This is a genomic window from Bifidobacterium catenulatum subsp. kashiwanohense JCM 15439 = DSM 21854 (assembly GCF_001042615.1).
In the GTDB taxonomy this organism is placed as follows: Bacteria; Actinomycetota; Actinomycetes; order Actinomycetales; family Bifidobacteriaceae; genus Bifidobacterium; species Bifidobacterium catenulatum.
In genome coordinates this window covers 835,639-851,998 of sequence record NZ_AP012327.1, presented here as the reverse complement: position 1 = coordinate 851,998, position 16,360 = coordinate 835,639, and the positions used below count along the sequence as shown (strand labels likewise).

The 16,360-nt window shown below is 54.8% G+C and carries 15 protein-coding genes; 2 read left to right on the top strand and 13 right to left on the bottom strand.

Features of this window, described 5'->3' with window-relative positions; genetic code table 11:
* Window positions 1-104: 104 nt before the first annotated feature.
* From gndA to BBKW_RS10460, 4 genes are all read right to left on the bottom strand, one after another.
* The gene (gndA, locus tag BBKW_RS03640) at window positions 105-1,553 is read right to left on the bottom strand and encodes an NADP-dependent phosphogluconate dehydrogenase (RefSeq protein WP_033501694.1); all 1,449 of its coding nucleotides are present in this window, start codon (window positions 1,551-1,553) and stop codon (window positions 105-107) included.
* Window positions 1,554-1,688: 135 nt separating this feature from the next.
* Window positions 1,689-4,238: a bifunctional lysylphosphatidylglycerol flippase/synthetase MprF gene (locus BBKW_RS03635; protein WP_033501693.1), complete on the bottom strand. Its 2,550-nt coding sequence runs from the start codon at window positions 4,236-4,238 to the stop codon at window positions 1,689-1,691.
* A 96-nt stretch (window positions 4,239-4,334) separates the two neighbouring features.
* On the bottom strand, window positions 4,335-5,723 hold the full coding sequence (locus BBKW_RS03630; RefSeq protein ID WP_231858515.1) for an alpha/beta hydrolase: 1,389 nt from the start codon (window positions 5,721-5,723) through the stop codon (window positions 4,335-4,337).
* 180 nt (window positions 5,724-5,903) lie between these two features.
* On the bottom strand, window positions 5,904-6,065 hold the full coding sequence (locus BBKW_RS10460; protein ID WP_154303671.1) for a hypothetical protein: 162 nt from the start codon (window positions 6,063-6,065) through the stop codon (window positions 5,904-5,906).
* Window positions 6,066-6,177: 112 nt separating this feature from the next.
* Here BBKW_RS10460 and BBKW_RS03625 point away from each other — a divergent pair, with 112 nt between their 5' ends.
* Both BBKW_RS03625 and BBKW_RS03620 read left to right on the top strand, forming a co-directional pair.
* Window positions 6,178-6,975 carry an ABC transporter ATP-binding protein gene (locus BBKW_RS03625; protein WP_033501746.1) on the top strand — a complete coding sequence of 266 codons (798 nt, stop codon included), beginning with the start codon at window positions 6,178-6,180 and terminating at the stop codon, window positions 6,973-6,975.
* Window positions 6,972-7,760, top strand: coding sequence for an ABC transporter permease (locus BBKW_RS03620; RefSeq protein WP_033501691.1), 789 nt, complete (start codon window positions 6,972-6,974; stop codon window positions 7,758-7,760). Before BBKW_RS03625 ends, BBKW_RS03620 begins: the two co-directional genes overlap by 4 nt.
* A gap of 141 nt (window positions 7,761-7,901) precedes the next feature.
* On the opposite strand, the gene BBKW_RS03615 is transcribed toward BBKW_RS03620, so the two are convergent.
* From BBKW_RS03615 to BBKW_RS03575, 9 genes are all read right to left on the bottom strand, one after another.
* On the bottom strand, window positions 7,902-9,974 hold the full coding sequence (locus BBKW_RS03615; protein WP_033501690.1) for a DEAD/DEAH box helicase: 2,073 nt from the start codon (window positions 9,972-9,974) through the stop codon (window positions 7,902-7,904).
* Window positions 9,975-10,078: 104 nt separating this feature from the next.
* Window positions 10,079-10,789: an SDR family NAD(P)-dependent oxidoreductase gene (locus tag BBKW_RS03610; RefSeq protein WP_033501689.1), complete on the bottom strand. Its 711-nt coding sequence runs from the start codon at window positions 10,787-10,789 to the stop codon at window positions 10,079-10,081.
* Between the two features lie 330 nt (window positions 10,790-11,119).
* Window positions 11,120-11,548, bottom strand: coding sequence for a HepT-like ribonuclease domain-containing protein (locus BBKW_RS03605; RefSeq protein ID WP_070097854.1), 429 nt, complete (start codon window positions 11,546-11,548; stop codon window positions 11,120-11,122).
* A gap of 2 nt (window positions 11,549-11,550) precedes the next feature.
* Window positions 11,551-12,051, bottom strand: a complete 501-nt coding sequence (locus BBKW_RS03600; RefSeq protein ID WP_193786599.1) for an XRE family transcriptional regulator — start codon at window positions 12,049-12,051, stop codon at window positions 11,551-11,553.
* Between the two features lie 143 nt (window positions 12,052-12,194).
* Complete coding sequence (locus tag BBKW_RS03595) at window positions 12,195-13,484, bottom strand: uracil-xanthine permease family protein (protein ID WP_033501688.1); 1,290 nt, start codon at window positions 13,482-13,484, stop codon at window positions 12,195-12,197.
* Between the two features lie 160 nt (window positions 13,485-13,644).
* On the bottom strand, window positions 13,645-14,457 hold the full coding sequence (locus BBKW_RS03590) for a histidine phosphatase family protein (protein WP_033501687.1): 813 nt from the start codon (window positions 14,455-14,457) through the stop codon (window positions 13,645-13,647).
* A gap of 215 nt (window positions 14,458-14,672) precedes the next feature.
* Window positions 14,673-15,419, bottom strand: a complete 747-nt coding sequence (locus tag BBKW_RS03585) for a helix-turn-helix domain-containing protein (protein WP_033501686.1) — start codon at window positions 15,417-15,419, stop codon at window positions 14,673-14,675.
* A gap of 57 nt (window positions 15,420-15,476) precedes the next feature.
* Window positions 15,477-15,938 carry an NADAR family protein gene (locus BBKW_RS03580; RefSeq protein WP_033501685.1) on the bottom strand — a complete coding sequence of 154 codons (462 nt, stop codon included), beginning with the start codon at window positions 15,936-15,938 and terminating at the stop codon, window positions 15,477-15,479.
* Window positions 15,935-16,351 carry a hypothetical protein gene (locus tag BBKW_RS03575; protein ID WP_033501684.1) on the bottom strand — a complete coding sequence of 139 codons (417 nt, stop codon included), beginning with the start codon at window positions 16,349-16,351 and terminating at the stop codon, window positions 15,935-15,937. The genes BBKW_RS03580 and BBKW_RS03575 overlap by 4 nt, the downstream gene beginning before the upstream one ends.
* Window positions 16,352-16,360: the final 9 nt, after the last annotated feature.

Below are 16,360 nucleotides of genomic sequence, written 5' to 3'. Positions count from 1 at the left end.
AGTCCAAAAGAAGCCAGATATGAATTCTTTCAATCCACAATTGGCATGAAGGAACCCGTTGCACATCGCGGGATCCTTCATGCCTTCACATCAGATGCAGGACATCAGGCTTCGATTTCCTCACGACCCGGCTCAGCCCACAGCGTGTGGAACGCGCCCGACTGGTCCACACGCTGATAGGTGTGAGCGCCGAAATAGTCACGCTGACCCTGAATCAGAGCGGCAGGCAGACGCTTGGAACGCAGGCCGTCGAAGTACGACAGAGACGAAGCGAACGCCGGAGTCGGCAGGCCGTTGATGGCGGCCTGAGCCACCACGTTACGCCAAGACTTCTCGGCGGTTTCGATGGCGTTCTTGAAGTACGGGGCGAACAGCAGCGACACGTTGGCCTCACCGGATTCGAACGCTTCGGAAATACGGTTGAGGAACTTCGCACGGATGATGCAGCCGCCACGCCAGATGCGTGCCACGGCAGCCAGATCGATATCCCAGCCGTGTTCTTCGGCGGCAGTGGTAATCTCGTTGAAGCCCTGGGCGTAGGCGACGATCTTGGAGGCGTAGAGGGCCTGGCGGATGTCTTCGATGAAGGCCTTCTTCTCCTCGCTGTTCAGGTTCAGTTCGCCGTTCGGGCCGGCGAAGCCCTGCTTCTGGGCTTCCTCACGCAGATCAGCTTCGGAGGAAAGACCACGGGCGAACACGGCTTCGGCGATACCGGTGACCGGAACGGCCAGAGACAGTGCGGTCTGCACGGTCCACGTGCCAGTGCCCTTCATACCAGCATGGTCGACGATCAGATCAACCAGCGGCTTGCCGGTCTTCTTATCGACCTGATGCAGCACTTCAGCGGTGATTTCGATCAGGTAAGAGTCAAGTTCGGTCTTGTTCCATTCTTCGAACACGTCACCGATCTCAGCCGGGGTCATGCCAAGGCCGCGACGCATCAGATCGTAGCTTTCAGCGATGAGCTGCATATCGGAGTATTCGATGCCATTGTGCACCATCTTGACGAAGTGGCCGGCACCGTTAAGTCCGATATGGGTGACGCACGGCTCGCCTTCGGCCTTTGCTGCGATGGATTCGAAAATCGGCTTCAGCGTCTTCCAGGATTCTTCGGAGCCTCCCGGCATCATGGAAGGTCCAAGCAGAGCGCCTTCCTCACCACCGGACACGCCGCATCCGACGAAATGCAAGCCGCGAGCGCTGATTTCCTTCTCGCGACGAATGGTGTCTGGGAAGTAGGCGTTGCCTGCGTCGACGATGATGTCTCCTGGTTCCATCAGGTCGGCGAGCGCGTTGATCATGGCGTCGGTCGGCTCTCCGGCCTTGACCATGATGATGGCGGTGCGCGGCTTGATGAGACTGTCCACGAACTCTTCGAGGGTTTTCGCCGGGAAGAATTCGCCTTCGCTGCCGTGCTCGTTCATGAGCTTTTCGGTACGACCGTAGGAGCGGTTGAACACGGCCACTTTGTTGCCGTGGTGTGCGAGGTTACGCGCGAGACTACCGCCCATTGCGGCAAGACCGACTACGCCGACGTTTGCTTCAGCTGACATGCTGACCCCTTCCATCAGGAAAAGTAGTACTTTATGAACCGTTCTTTAGTGTAGACCCGAGCTATCCCAGAATCATGGACCGTCTCAAGTCTGACATTCTGTCAAAGCTGCTACCATGCCAAATCTGACGTACCGTCAATCATGTGGCGTGATGGTGCGCACAAAACGCATGGCTTCGGCAGGTGTGAGCGACGGCACGTAGGCTTGCGCCACAGCAAGCGATATTTGCGGCAGTTTGGCCGCGTCGGGATAGCAGATATACACTTTCTCTTCGTCGGGGTGGAATTTCAGTTTGAAACGGAACAGTGAGTGGAATCCGTATGCTGGTTCCATGATGTCTGCGACCATTTGCAGTGCATGACGTAACACTTCGCTTTCCTCATGTTCGCTTTTGTTGGATCCCATACCGGCCAGTGGCGCCGCCGATAGGCTCATGAATTCCACGTTGCCTTCGTCGCGTAGTCGTTCAGCCATGCGTGCAATCAGGAATTCCATGATGCCGTTGACACTGTCGGTGCGGTGCCTCATAAAGTCAAGCGTCCAACCGATGATTGTGCCGTTACGATAGGTGGGCAGCCAGCTGGTTACGCCAAGGACTTTGCCGTTGCCGTCGACCGCGTAGAGCAGGCGCACCCGAGAGTCGATCAGTTCGTCGACGCCGCCCAAGGTGAATCCCATTTCCGGCAGGGCCTTTTTGCCGGCCCACTGTGCGGAAATCTCACGAATCTGCGTTTGCACGGAGAAGGGTGCCTCCTTGAAAGTGGTGAGCACGTCGGTGATGCCGTCTCGTTTGGCTTTGTTGATGGCGGTGCGCACGTCCTGCCATTTCTTGCCTCGGGTTTGCCATTCGTTGGGATTGACGATCATTTCCGTGCCAACGTCAAGTGAGTCCCATCCGGCTTTGGCGAGTTCGGCTCGCTGTGGCTCGTGTACGCTGTAAAACACGGGCGTCCAGGAATGTTGTGTGCAGAATGTTGCGAAATCAGTGAGATCTTCCGTATATTCGTTTGGATCTCCGAATGGTCCTGTCACCGTCAATGCGATACCGTACGACACTCGATAGGCGATTGCGGAACGTCCGGTTGCAGAAAACCAGTAATCATTGCCTTCCCAAGTTGCCATGAATGACATGGATTCGCCGCCAAGCGGAATAATCGCGTCAACACGATGGCGTGAAGCGTCATTCACCATGGAACGATCCCGCAAACAATCCCAAACACACAGCAGAGTGATAATCCAAAACACCGGACCGACGCACTGATATACCAGCAAGGAGATTTGCCCGACGGGTACAAACTCAGGTTCGATACCACTCAGCAGTCCGATCGGCAACAATCGTTGCGCATAATCGGCGAGCAATGCAATCAATTGTGGGCTTTCGTTGAAATCCTCGGGCGAGGCAAGCCCATACCCGACATACATCAATCCCAACAACAGAAAAGCCGACAATACACCTGCCGCAGCACGCAACATAATCTCACTTCTAGTGCGAATCGTAAAACACTGACGGAACGCAATGACGATAACGATAAAAATCAACGGCAATGCCATAGTGGAGAACATCGCGTGAAACGCACCATGACGAGCCAACGCAGGCAACGCATCAGCCTGCGAATCGCCAACATATTGCAGCGGAAGCACCACATAAAACAGCATCGCAAGTACCACCGTGCATGCATTGAACAGCACACTTAACACGGCGGCAATGCGGCGTCCGCGATACAGACCCCATGCGATCAACAGCAGCATCAGCGTCGGCATCAACGACACCAGCCAGTTTCCGGGCATGGTGAATCGCATCATACGATATTGCGCAAAACAGTTGGCATGCGAGGAACCGTTGAGGCAATCCAACACTTGTTCCGTGTCGAATTCCGTGGAACCGGTCAGCAAGCCGAACATGGAAAGCAATCCGAATGATTGTCTTGAGGAAACGGCAACCAGCGAACCGACCGCCTGCACGCCGGCAGCCATACCAATCAGCCTGCGCATCTCGTACAAGGCGCCATGCCTGTACACATCGCCTTGACTCTCGGACGCCATCAAATAACCAAGCACATGACCGATCAGCGCGGCAGCCAGCAAACAATAATCGCCGGCTTCGCCACGGTAGAGGAACATGATCAGCACCACGCTATAGCCGATCACACGAATGCGCCGACGCCACAGCATGGCGGTGAATGCGCTGGCGCACATCAGCGTGCCCACCACAACAACCAGCGGCCCCAGAATCGCTCCATCATGCGAAATCGCATGCCATTGCGGACTTTTGCCTGCGAACAGCGAGCATAATCCCATGCCGAGCGTTATGCCGCCAAGTGTGGTGATCAGCGACACCCATGCCGTCTTCGCCTTTCCAATCACCGTTTCGCATAAGCCGAATGCTATAAGTATCAGTGGAATGTCGATCAGCAAACGACCCAACTGAGGCACCGACAGCAGTGAGACCGGCACGGTATACCAGCGCCCATGCGCGAGCGCATCAAAACTCACGCGCGACAATTGCGGCGGAAATTGCGTATGTCTGATGCCGCATACGAGCTGCATGCCGACATTGAACAGCGTGATGAACAGCACGAAGCCCAAGGTCATACGGTGCCGACGAATCCAGTCGGCAAGATCGGATATGAGCGCGCGAAAGCCGAATAATGGCTTTACTGCTGATTCCTGCGATTGCGTTGTCATAACAATGCTTCCGTTCAATAATTCGGATTAATGATTCGATAGATGATTCAGATTGATACTTGCGATTGCGAGTTGCTGACGCTTCAAAACGACATGTCAGATCGCGATGCGTTCGAGATTCGGATAGTCCGCCAATTTCGGCTTGGCATCGCTCAGTCCCGTGTTATAACCGAATACGGCAAGTCCGTACCGCAACGTGTCTTGCACGGCATGCCAGTCATGCGCATTGCCAAGCGATTCGACTGCCGTAGCATGCATGCCCGCCTGTTGAGCAACCGATGCGATGCGTTTGACATTGCGCACGGACTCGCGATCACGCTCCCCCGCGCCGATCACAAGCGTCTGGTTCGAAGGCGCATGGTTGCGAATGGCGTTGATGGGAACCTGCTTCTCATATGCGGTGCGATCGCCGTGGAAGAACCGGCTGATCATACTGCTTTCACTGCCATTAGTCGGTTTGAGTTCGCTGCCGGTGGGGATGATGGTACCGAACAAATCCGAATGGTTCGCACCGATTTGCAGCGAACATGTGGCCCCCTGTGAAAAACCTGCGATCGCCCAATCTTGTGCTTGCTGTGCCGCAGGAAGATTGGTTTTCACCCAGTCGACCACGTCTTTCGTCAAGTAGGTCAACGCATTGCCGTACACCGGCGAATCCACGCATAGGGTGTTATGCGAATCGTCTCCCAATTGGTCGGCCGCAATAACAATGGGTGCAAGTCCGCCATGATGCTGCGCGTAATCGTCCATCATGGTTTGAATGCCGCCCGCGGCAAACACGCGCCCCGGAGAGCCTGGCTGGCCGCTCATCATCAGTATGACCGGCAACGCCGGCTTGTGTTTGGCTGTGGCAAGCGCTGCAGGCGGCAGATATACCAGCGCCTTTCGCGCTTCGAAATGCGATGTTGTGGCTGGAATATTTACTTTACTGACTTCGCCATGTGCGGGAATATCGCTGATGCTACCGTCTGCCGCTTCCTGCCTCCATTGCGTGACGCCAATCAAATCGCTGCGTTTCGTCATTCCTGTCAGGTCGACTTCTCGATAGGTGTCTTGGCCGAACAGTGATCCGATGGTGGCATATTCTCCATACGCCTGATCGATGCCGGTGGCGGTAGAAAACACTGCGCATACCACCAGTATTACAGCGATGGCACGCAACACTCCCCTATGCAGCATCGCATGGCTGACCGCGAATCCGATGATTGCGCAACCGCAACCAGCCCATGCGATCACACGCGGGCCCAGCTCAACACCGAACACCACAAACACGTCCGACAGCAACCAGGCAATCACCAATCCGATAATGCCGGCAATAACCGCAATCACCATCGGACGCGCAACTACGGCAATTGCACGGTTACCGCCGACACGGCTTCCGCCAACCGTCTCCCATATTGCAATACCCAGCAGTATCGCCGCCAGCACCGCGGTTACCGAAAACATCGTTGCCGGAAACCAACCATCCACCAAACTTATGTTCATCAACCATGCACGCATGCTCACTTCTTGCTTTCATATTCTTCATTTCCAATGTGCCAGTTGTAGTCCATGAAACGTTGGCACGACCTCATCCTTGAGGCTGATTTTCCTTGGGATATCAACGAAGAATACTGTGAGTAAGCTGAATGGATGATGCTATTGGGCAGCTCTTACCTTTGATAATCATGCCTTGAACGCACGTTCCAATACCCGCCCTACGCATGGAACGAACCCCAAGTCGGGATCGCCTTCGATCAACAGCGCATTGGGAAGCACCAGTCGTGCTGGATCGGTTTGATACTCTGACTGCGGCACGATTTCCTCCAATCGCGCTTCCTTGCGCATGTTCCCTGTACAGCAGACGCAATATTCCCATGCAATGCGATTCCAGCTAATAAGACACTAAGAAACGCATCCAATGCTTCCGACCGGCAGTCAAGCGGTATGGTGTTGGATTATGCAGTATGTTTTTTCGGCTTCGAATGTTTCCTGTGTCGTACCTGTCGATGGTGAGCAACGCACGATTTTCAGCGGATTATCCGTTGATGTGAAGCAAGGTGAGATTGTGGATTTGGTCGGCCCTTCCGGATCGGGCAAGAGTAGTCTGCTTACCGCTTTCGCACGATTGAATCCGAATGCGAACGGCGATTTTCAGCTTGAAGGGCGCTCCGCCAGCGAATTCACACCGCAGCAGTGGCGTAGTCAGGTGGCGTATTTGCCGCAGAAGCCGGTATTGATCGGTTCGAGTGTGGCCGAGGCGATTCGTCTACCGTTCACATTGGCTATTCGTGCAGGCGAAGGCAAGCAAGGATTCAGCAGGAAATGGTCGGCCGGTAAGTCTCTCAAACCCGCAGATCTACTGCCGGATGCTCGCATTCGAGCCACGCTTGACGCCATTGGCTGCGCGGATATTGATTTGGGGCGTGCTCCGCATAACTTGTCTGGAGGCCAGGCCGCCCGCGTGAGTTTGGCGCGCACCTTGCTTACTTCGCCGAAAGTGCTGCTTGCCGATGAGGTTGATGCCGGTTTGGATGATGAGAACGCCGATAAGGTAGCGTCCATCATGGCTCAGGCCGCAGAACAGGGCATGACGGTGATTCGTATTCGCCATCGCCCACCGGATGGGCGAGCCACGCGTATTCTCACACTGGCCAATGGCGTATTGCAGAGTACGAATGCTCCGCGCACCGTAGCAACCAATGATTCCAATAATTTCGCGGCACAGTCCGATCCGATGCAAGGAGCGCAGGCATGAGCGGCAATTACTATTCCATTGATATTTGGGGTCTGCTTATCGCATTGGTTATGGTCGCCGTGGCCGCAGGCATTTCCGAAGCGATGCGCATGGGCATTGGCAAGACACTGCTATGGTCGGCGTGCCGCGCGTTGCTGCAATTGTGCGCCATGGGTTTCATTATGGAGTTCGTCATCAAGTCGAACAATCCATGGCTGGTGCTGCTGCTGGTGATGTTCATGCTGATCGCGGCCGTGCAAATCACCCTGTCTCGTTCCAAGGGTGTACCGAAAGGTTTGGTCGGTCCCGTGTTTTTGAGCTTGGTCATCACCATGCTCATTATGATTTCGTTGGTCACCGAATTGATCATTCGCCCGCAACCATGGTATGCGCCGCAATTGGTGGTACCGTTGACCGGGATGCTGCTCGGCAATACCGTGTCCGCTTTGGCAGTTGGGTTGAGCCGGTTCTTCGAAAGCATGAAGGAACGCCGTGACGAAGTGGATACGCTGTTGGCGTTGGGTGCGACCGCTTGGGAGGCCGCGCGCCCGTCCATCGTCTCGTCGATTCGTTTGGGTTTGCTGCCGACTACCGCCTCGCTGGCTTCCAGTGGCATTGTGACGGTACCTGGCATGATGGCCGGTCAGATCATCGCCGGCGGCAATCCTATCGATGCGGCGAAATACCAGTTCCTGATTCTCGCCGTCATCGCAGCGTTGACGCTTCTGGCTGACAGTCTCATTATGGTGATGGCGTACCGTAAGTGCTTCACTGCAGACGACCAATACAATCCGATTACAGGCTGAGTAATTTTTCATATCGCCAAGCAAATTAATAGACAATCAGATTTAACAGAAAACGGTGTCCGCCAAGTGTTCATATACCTTGTCGGACACCGTTTTCTATTGTCTACCAGCTATGCAAGCTTTGATTTTGCTTTTCAGCGATCAACGCGTGCGGAATGGCGCTTTCCTGATGTTCGCATGGCGATGGCGTGACTGCCCTGCATGCTTGTCGTGACGTTCACCACGGCCACCACGCTTGACCTCCGTATGACGGTCATAGCGTTTCACATCCGAGGAACGCTCGTCATGCTTCTTGCCTTTGAACCGACGATTATCGTCATATTGACGTTCGGCACGGGCTTCAGACTTGCGCTGCTTCTTGCTTGGCGCACCCTGTTTTTTCGCAAGCTGTCCGGACTTCTTCTTTCCCAGCTTCCTGCGATTGTCGGTATTGCCGTAATCGCCGTCGTTCCTACGCCTATTCGTTGTTTCGCGCTGTTCGTTGTCGCTGCGCTGCTGCTCATGCAGGCGCGCGTACTTTTCACGACGCTTGTTGTTGCGCTTTTCCTCGTGCTGTTCGCGGCGTTCCTCCTGAATTTCAGGATGTTCCCAACGCTGTTCACGCGCTTCGAATTCACGATTGTCACGACCTTCGAACTTGGCGGCACGACGTTCCGCACGGTTCTTCTTCGGTTCGAACTTCTTCGCGCTATCGTTACGCTCCTCACGCTGGTCGCGATCACGACGATCCTTACGTTCGGACTTAAACGGCTTGCCGCCCTTGTCTTTGCCGCGATCCTTGTTACGCCCGCCGGAACGGTTCGACCTGCCGGAACGTTCGCCGTCGGCACCCCCCTTGCCATTCTTCCTGCGGCGCGGATTTCCCGCCGGCTGCGACTGTTCAAGCGTCCAGCCGAACACCGGCTCGGCCACTTCGCCTACGAGTTCCAACACTTCCGGCGAATCAGGGGTCACATCGATCGGTTCGACCGTCAGTCCGGCCTCACGCATCATGCGACGGGTCCTGCGGCGCTGGTTCGGCAGAATGATGGTCACCACGTCACCGGAATGACCGGCTCGCGCGGTTCGTCCGGAACGATGCAGGAAGGATTTCGGATCTTCCGGCGGTTCGACCTGCACCACGAGTTCCACACCGGAAACGTCGATGCCTCGCGCGGCCACATCGGTGGCCACCATAACGTTCACATCGCCGGAGTTGAAGGCGGCCAGATTGCGGTCACGCTGGTTCTGACTCAGATTGCCGTGCAATTCGGCCGCAGGAATGCCGTTCTGCGTTAAATCCTTGGCAAGCTTCTGAGTCTGGAATTTGGTACGGGTGAACAGAATGCGACGGCCCTTGCCGGAAGCGAGGGTGCGCACCAGCTCGTGACGGTTGCCCTGCGTGGTTTTGAACACATGGTGGGTCATCTCGTCAACGGTCGCCGTCGCGGAATCGACGCTATGCACCTTCGGATCGGACAGGAAGGTTTCCACCACTTCGTCCACGCCATGGTCGAGCGTGGCGGAGAACAGCATGATCTGCGCGTCGAACGAAATCTGGCCGAGCAGTCGCTTGACTGGCGGAAGGAAGCCCATATCGGCCATTTCGTCGGCCTCATCGATAACCGCGACCTCAACCTTGTCCAAGGTGAGCGCGCCCTGTTCGATCAAATCCTCAAGACGACCTGGGCAGGCCACCACAATATCGGCACCGGCCTGAAGGTCACGGATCTGGCGGGCATAACGTACGCCGCCGTACACGGTGGTGGTGTTGATGCCGTATATCTGGGCAAGTGGCATCAGCACGTCGTTGATCTGGTTGGCAAGCTCACGTGTCGGAGCAAGCACCAAGCCACGCGGATGAGGCACGAAATTGTCGGCACGACGCTCCTTGGCATGAGCCTGCTTCACACGATCAACCTCATGGCGGAACTGGCTCATGTTCTCATATTCGTTGGCATCCACTTCACCCAAGCGAGCGACCAGCGGAATCGAGAACGCCAACGTCTTACCGGAGCCGGTACGACCGCGGCCGAGAATGTCTCGCCCAGCCAACGAATCGGGAAGCGTGTCGGCCTGAATCGGGAAAGCGGTTTTCTTGTCATCGGCCGCAAGCACGCGGACCAGCGGGCCAGGAACGCCGAGCTCGGCGAACGTCAGCGGGCGTTCCTCTTCCTCGCCCATCGCTTTGGAAGCGGCTGCGAGGGTATCTTCATCAAAAACGGTATCGGGCACAATGGCCTTTCATGTCAAATATTACGCACGTTGCGCAAACCTGATAACTGTAGCCTATGCCCGATACTTTTTTACGTTCCTTCAATCCTTCATATCCGTTATATTCACGCCGGATTGCGGTTGATTTCGATATCGGTGACGGTCAGATTCGCTTCGTTGACCAGATTGAACAGAATCACTTCGGCCAGTTGGTCGGCACGCATGAAGGTATGCTGCTTTTCTTCTGAAACGTAGTCATGGCTGTCACGGTAGAACGGGGTGTCGATGCCACCCGGATAGACACCCACGATTTTCACACTGGTCCCCTTGTATGCGGCCTGCAAACTCTTGGTGTAGCCCTTCTCGCCCCACTTGGTGGCGCAGTACACGGATTCGTTGGGATTGCCTCGCGTTGCCGCAGTAGACATAACGTTGGCGATTTTGAGATCCCGCTCACCGTCTGCTTTCAGCGTTTCCACACTCCACAACACCATGCCTTTCAGCCCCTTCAGACACTTGTCCACATCGGCCGCCTCGTATGCGGTCGGGACTTTGAACGAAGGCTGCCCGGCATTGTTGATCAGCAAATCGATATGACCGATTTTCGAGATTGCGGCAACAGAGTTCTTCACGAACGATTCGTCGGAAATATCGCCCACAAAAGCTCTGTATTCGTCGGCAGCAAAAGTCTTTGACAACTCCGCCTGGCGTGCGCCATTGAAATCAATACCAGCAACGAACCATCCTTTGGCGATCAGCTGTCGAGTCAGCTCGTATCCCAATCCAAGCGCGGAACCGGTGACGATAGCGATTTTCTTTCCTGCTGCGGTACTCATATGACGAACTCCTCACTCAAAAATGAACACAATCCCTCTTGCACCATCATAACCGTTTAACCTCACATGAAGTCAAACGATTGACGTTTTCTTCTGTGTTACATTCCGCAATCTGCTGACCTCTTCATTACATCTGGTTTCAGCGCCGTTTTCAGCGAGTTCACATATTCCGTATCACCGTGCAGTTTTGAATGGACATCATGAAGGTTAATAAGCGATCGAACCATGGAAACCCTGCAGAGAAGCGGTATTGCATGAGAGGCATGATTATTGGATGCCTAGGACTGATCAGCATTCCTATTCTGGACCATCGCCGACCTGAAGTGGACGTTATGCTGATTCTGAACTGCACTGCCATAATTCGTCCCACACTTTTCCCAGTTTCACACCAAAAGCCGCTGCCATAGCTTCCACTTTCGGTTTAAGCATCTGTGCGAGTTCCCACGCATCCGAGATGGCAGTGCTGTACAAAACCTCCTCATCAATGGCATCGTACTCATGAATAATGGCGTTTCGCATGCCGCGCAATTCACGCCATGGCAATTGCGGCGTGACATCACGAAACTCATTGGACAACCGACGTGCGCACTCCTGTGCTTGAGTAAGCTCCATAGCAACAGAATTAAACGATCTCCGATCGCAAGCCAACTCTTCCGCAGCATCAAAATATTGCGCATCACCATACGCATGGACCAGATGCTCTACCATGGCGGTCAATGTCACAAAGTCACGATACCGCCAATCCTGATGCACAACCATGCTCATGCCACCTTGATTAAATCAGGTTTTATCCGTTCATAGAACAGACGACCTGCAGCACTACGTTCGGCACGACGCTCGACTGTGTCGAGAGCCATTAACGAGACTTCACGCCCTAGATAAGACGATAATTCATCTGTCAATGTCTGAGTTTGCGTCAGACCGAGCCGCTCACCGGGTTTCAAACGATACAACAGATCAACATCAGAATCCGGTCTTGCATCCCCTCGAGCCACGGACCCATACAGCCAGACTTCGGCAAGACCGTATTCTCGCGCAATTTTGCCAACAATGAAACGGACCGTGGTCAATTCCAAAGGGCTATAGTTCGAAGCGACCTGCTGCAACGCAGAACGATATCTTTCCAGAAAATCCTGAGTGGGATTCCCGTTGCGCTCAGCACGCGATAACGCCGATTGTGTAGTGCCCATGGCTTCGGCAATTGCACGTTGCGTCAAACCACGCTGGATACGCTCATCCTTAAGCTCCTCAATAATCGACATGCTTATATCATAGCATAAACGCTATATATCGATTCAAGATCCAGCCAGAATATCCGCCTTTCCCCCACTCACACATAAAAAGACCCTTCCAGAACAGGGAACGTTTGGGAAGGGCCTTCAGAGCGATGCAAATGATTATTGCATCACAGGATGTCGGGGTCGTTCTTGCCGATCGTGCCTGTGGCCTTACCGATGGCCTTCAGGCCGTGGTAGGCGACGAGGATCACGATGGTGCCGATGGCGATGCCGTTGAAGGAAATGCCATTGAACGCGAACGCGAACTGTCCGATGGCGATGATCATGGTGATTGCGGCAACCATGATGTTCAGCGGCTTGTCGAAGTTGACCTTGTTCTCAACCCAAATACGGATACCGACCATGCCGATCATGCCGTACAGCAGGGTGGTCACGCCACCGAGCACGCCAGCCGGAATCGTGTTGATGATGGCACCGAACTTCGGGCACAGGCTCAGCAGCAATGCGAAACCTGCCGCGCACCAGTAGGCTGCGGTGGAATACACCTTGGTGGCTGCCATCACACCGATGTTCTCACCGTACGTGGTGGTGCCGGAACCGCCGCCGAAACCGGCGATGGCGGTACCAAGACCGTCGGCGAACAGGGCGGTGCCGATCTGGTCGTCATAATCGCGGCCGGTCATCTGGGAAACGGACTTGACGTGGCCGACGTTTTCGGCAACGAGCACGAGCACCACCGGAACGAACATCGGCAGAATCGTGAAATCAACCTGTGGCAGGTGGAAAGTCGGCAGACCAACCCAAGCAGCATCGCCGATGGCGGAGAAGTCAACCTGGCCACGAATGCAAGCGTATGCGTAACCGATGATCACACCGATCAGAATGTTGAGTCGGCCAATCAGACCCTTGAACAGCACTGCGACCAGCAGCACGGCAACCAAAGTCACGATAGCGGTGTCGGGAGCGACCTTGAAGTTGTTCCACACACTCGGAGCCAAGTTGAAGCCGATGATGGCCACAATGGCACCGTTGACAACCGGCGGCATGATGATGTCGATCCACTTGGCACCCGCGAAGTGCACGAGCACACCGATCAGAGCCAGCAGCAAACCAGTGATGAGAATGCCGAAGGATGCGACGGCGATGCCCTTGTTCGCCGTGGTGACGGCAGTGATTGGGGCGATGAAACCGAAGGACGAGCCCAGGTAGCTCGGCAGCACGTTCTTGTTGATCAGCAGGAACAGTGCGGTCGACATGGCCGTGAAGAACAGGGTGGTTGACGGGTCGAAACCGGTCAGAATGGGCACCAAGAACGTGGCACCGAACATGGCGATGACATGCTGTGCGCCGATTTCGGCAGTGCGCGGCCAAGTCAGGCGCTCATCAGGCTCAACGACTTCGCCCGGCTTCAGCGTCTTGCCGTCACCGTGGACCTGCCACGTGAACAGATTGGACATGCGATTGTCTCCTTAACTCTCTTTCGCGGCAAGCAAAAACGCGCCGCGTGTCACAGCCATTGTAGTGGGGCGTGGACACGGGCGCGTTGCGCACGCAAGATGGGGGCATCAATCGTCGATATCAGCCAATCCGATCATGCAATCAACAGACCAACACACATCATAGGTGACGGTCAACCGCATGAACAACGTCCACCAAATCGCCATTCGACAGCACTGGACGCTTGAATTCACGCCAATCTTCGACCTTCACCGTCCAACGACCTTCTGCATCGTCAAACACCGGACGGGCGGTCTGTTCCCAACGGAAACGCTTATGCGTACGCCCGGTCGCCGGATCACGGCGCGAATAATGGAAGCACGTACAATTAGTGATCTTCCATTCGTCGGACGCCGCACGGTGCATGAATTCCTCGTCGGACAAGTCCTCCAAAGTGAGCATAAGCGCCAGCATGAGGTCGCCGTGACTGACCATCACCACGGATTCTGCGTCCGACTTGCGGTTCAGGGACGTGAGCAGATTATGCACGCGGTTTTCGGCCACATCGGCGATTGATTCGCCCGCCGGCGGACGCCAATACAGCGGATCAGTGTTCTTGAACATCCAGTTGCGCGCGTAATTGGTTTTGAAATCGTCTTTCGTGATGGTGTTAATCTCACCCCAGGAGCGTTCGCGCAGCACGCGTGTCTCCTCCCATTTCGCCTTAGGCAGGGCCATCGTGGCAGCCGTCTCACGCGTGCGCACGTACGGCGAGACGAGGTAACGGTCGAACAACGGCTGCTGCGAGACCAGCCAGCGGCCGATGCAGTCCGCCTGCTTGCGGCCGGTGGCCGTAAGCCTCCACGAACGGTCGGGCACGGTGACGTTGTCCTGCGTATACAGCGAGTTGTCACCTTGTTCACCGGCACTGATAATCACGTTCGCTTCGGATTCGCCATGTCGAATCACATACAAATCAAGGGGCATTCCCATATTCGTTTATTCCTTTGCTTTCATCCACATCCTGCGCGCGTTTCTCGTTCCGCCGTTCATTCGGCCGGCGCGCATCATCATTGAATGCTTCCACCGTAGTCGATTTGAACGTATGCCACACGCGAAACCACGTCGATTTCACGATTGGCACACCCGAATTTCGCAATGCCGTCACGTCCGGTTCACCGCATCGCCCGCGACACGCCGGGGCGCTACTACTCCGGCCAGATACCGCTTTGCGCGTACTTGGTGCGGTACTCCCCCGGCGTCATGCCGGAATGCTTCTTGAACACTTTCGTGAAATGGCTTTGCGACCGGTATGCGAGGATCTGCGCGATCTCATTGAAGCTGTATTCCGAATATTTCAGCATGTTTTCGGCGGCTTCCATACGTTTGTCGGTAATGTATTGCGACAATGACGTTCCCGTTTCGCGTGCGAACAGTTCCGACAGATACGTGGGATTCAAATGCACGTGCTGTGCCAGAATCGCGACAGTGATTTTCTCATGCAGATGATAGTGGATGTAGTCCATGCACTCGTTGACGGCTTTGGAATGAGTGTCGGTTTTCTGCATATCGGCCATGGCCCAGGTGAAGAAGGTCATCATGTCGGTGTGCAGTCGGCGCACGTCTTCCGGGGTCTTGCAATTGTCAAGATCTTGAATGTATAGATCGGAGGCGTTGTATGCGTCTTCCTCGTCCATGCCACCTTCAATGGCGAAACGCGTGGCCAAAGTAATGGTTGTGATGAAACGGTATTTTGCGTTTTTCAGAGAATCGTCCGACAGATGGCCGTATAGTCCGGAATCCCACAGTTTCGCGCTTTCCGAAATGGCATTGATGTCGCCGGAGCGCATCATGTCATACTGCTTCATTTCCTCAACGTAGCGATGGTGGCGTACCCGATCCTCACGCGAAAGAAAGTCCAGATACCCCAGTTTTGCTTCATCAACAACCGCCATGATTCTCCCCCTGTTTTACTGCCGTCCGCTATCTGCGATCGTCCAGATCGAATACCTTCAAGAATAGATCTTCTCGACAACTACTATTGATCCGCGCCATTGCGCTGAATCGAGTCTGTCTGGATCATGCATCGACAGGCCGATGCCCCAGATGCGGTCTTCGACGGCGCATTCCGCCAGCAGCGCGGTGCCGGTTACCTCAAGCCGTGCCCCAAGTTCGGCGTTCTGGCTGAATTTGGCAAGTAATCCTTCATAGACCTCGATTTGGCGAACGCCGTTCCATACGTGATCGTCATAACCGGCCACCCGTCGGCCAAGGCGTTTGATCTCGGCCACGTCATCGGTTTCGAGGATTCGCGCTGCTGTTTCGGCATCGTTAAAACAGCATGCCTTGCGGTACATCATGTACTGTTCCATTGAGGAAAACTCAACATCATCCACAACGAAGTGCGACGGATACCAGTTGCTCAGGTACCCGTTCTCCTCATCGGGATTATGGAAGCAAACGATGCCTGTCATTCTTCGCCGACTTTCCGCACCGCAAGTTCCAGATCTAGATCATGCAGCCCGAAATAGGCTTTCTTCAGGAAGTTCAACGGCACCCTGGTAATCACTTCAGAACTGGGAAGACCGTAGAACCATTGGTAGTAGGCATAGAACTCACCGATCCAATCGGGCATGAACCCTTTAAGCGCCTTGCCGTCCTTCAATTGGTAATGCTCGGTCTCGGTGAAATACTTCCATAGCTCTTCCGCATCCATCGTATTGACGTAGGCTTTGGCTTCATCAATGCTTTTGCGTGTTTTGCTCGTCATATACGTGGCGATGAAATCCTCCGTGCTCTTGTTAGGGAACGACTGTGCCACGTAGTCGAAAAGCTTGCCCTGGCTTTCCACCACATCATCCCGATAGACTTCCGGATATGCCCGCATGGTTTTCAC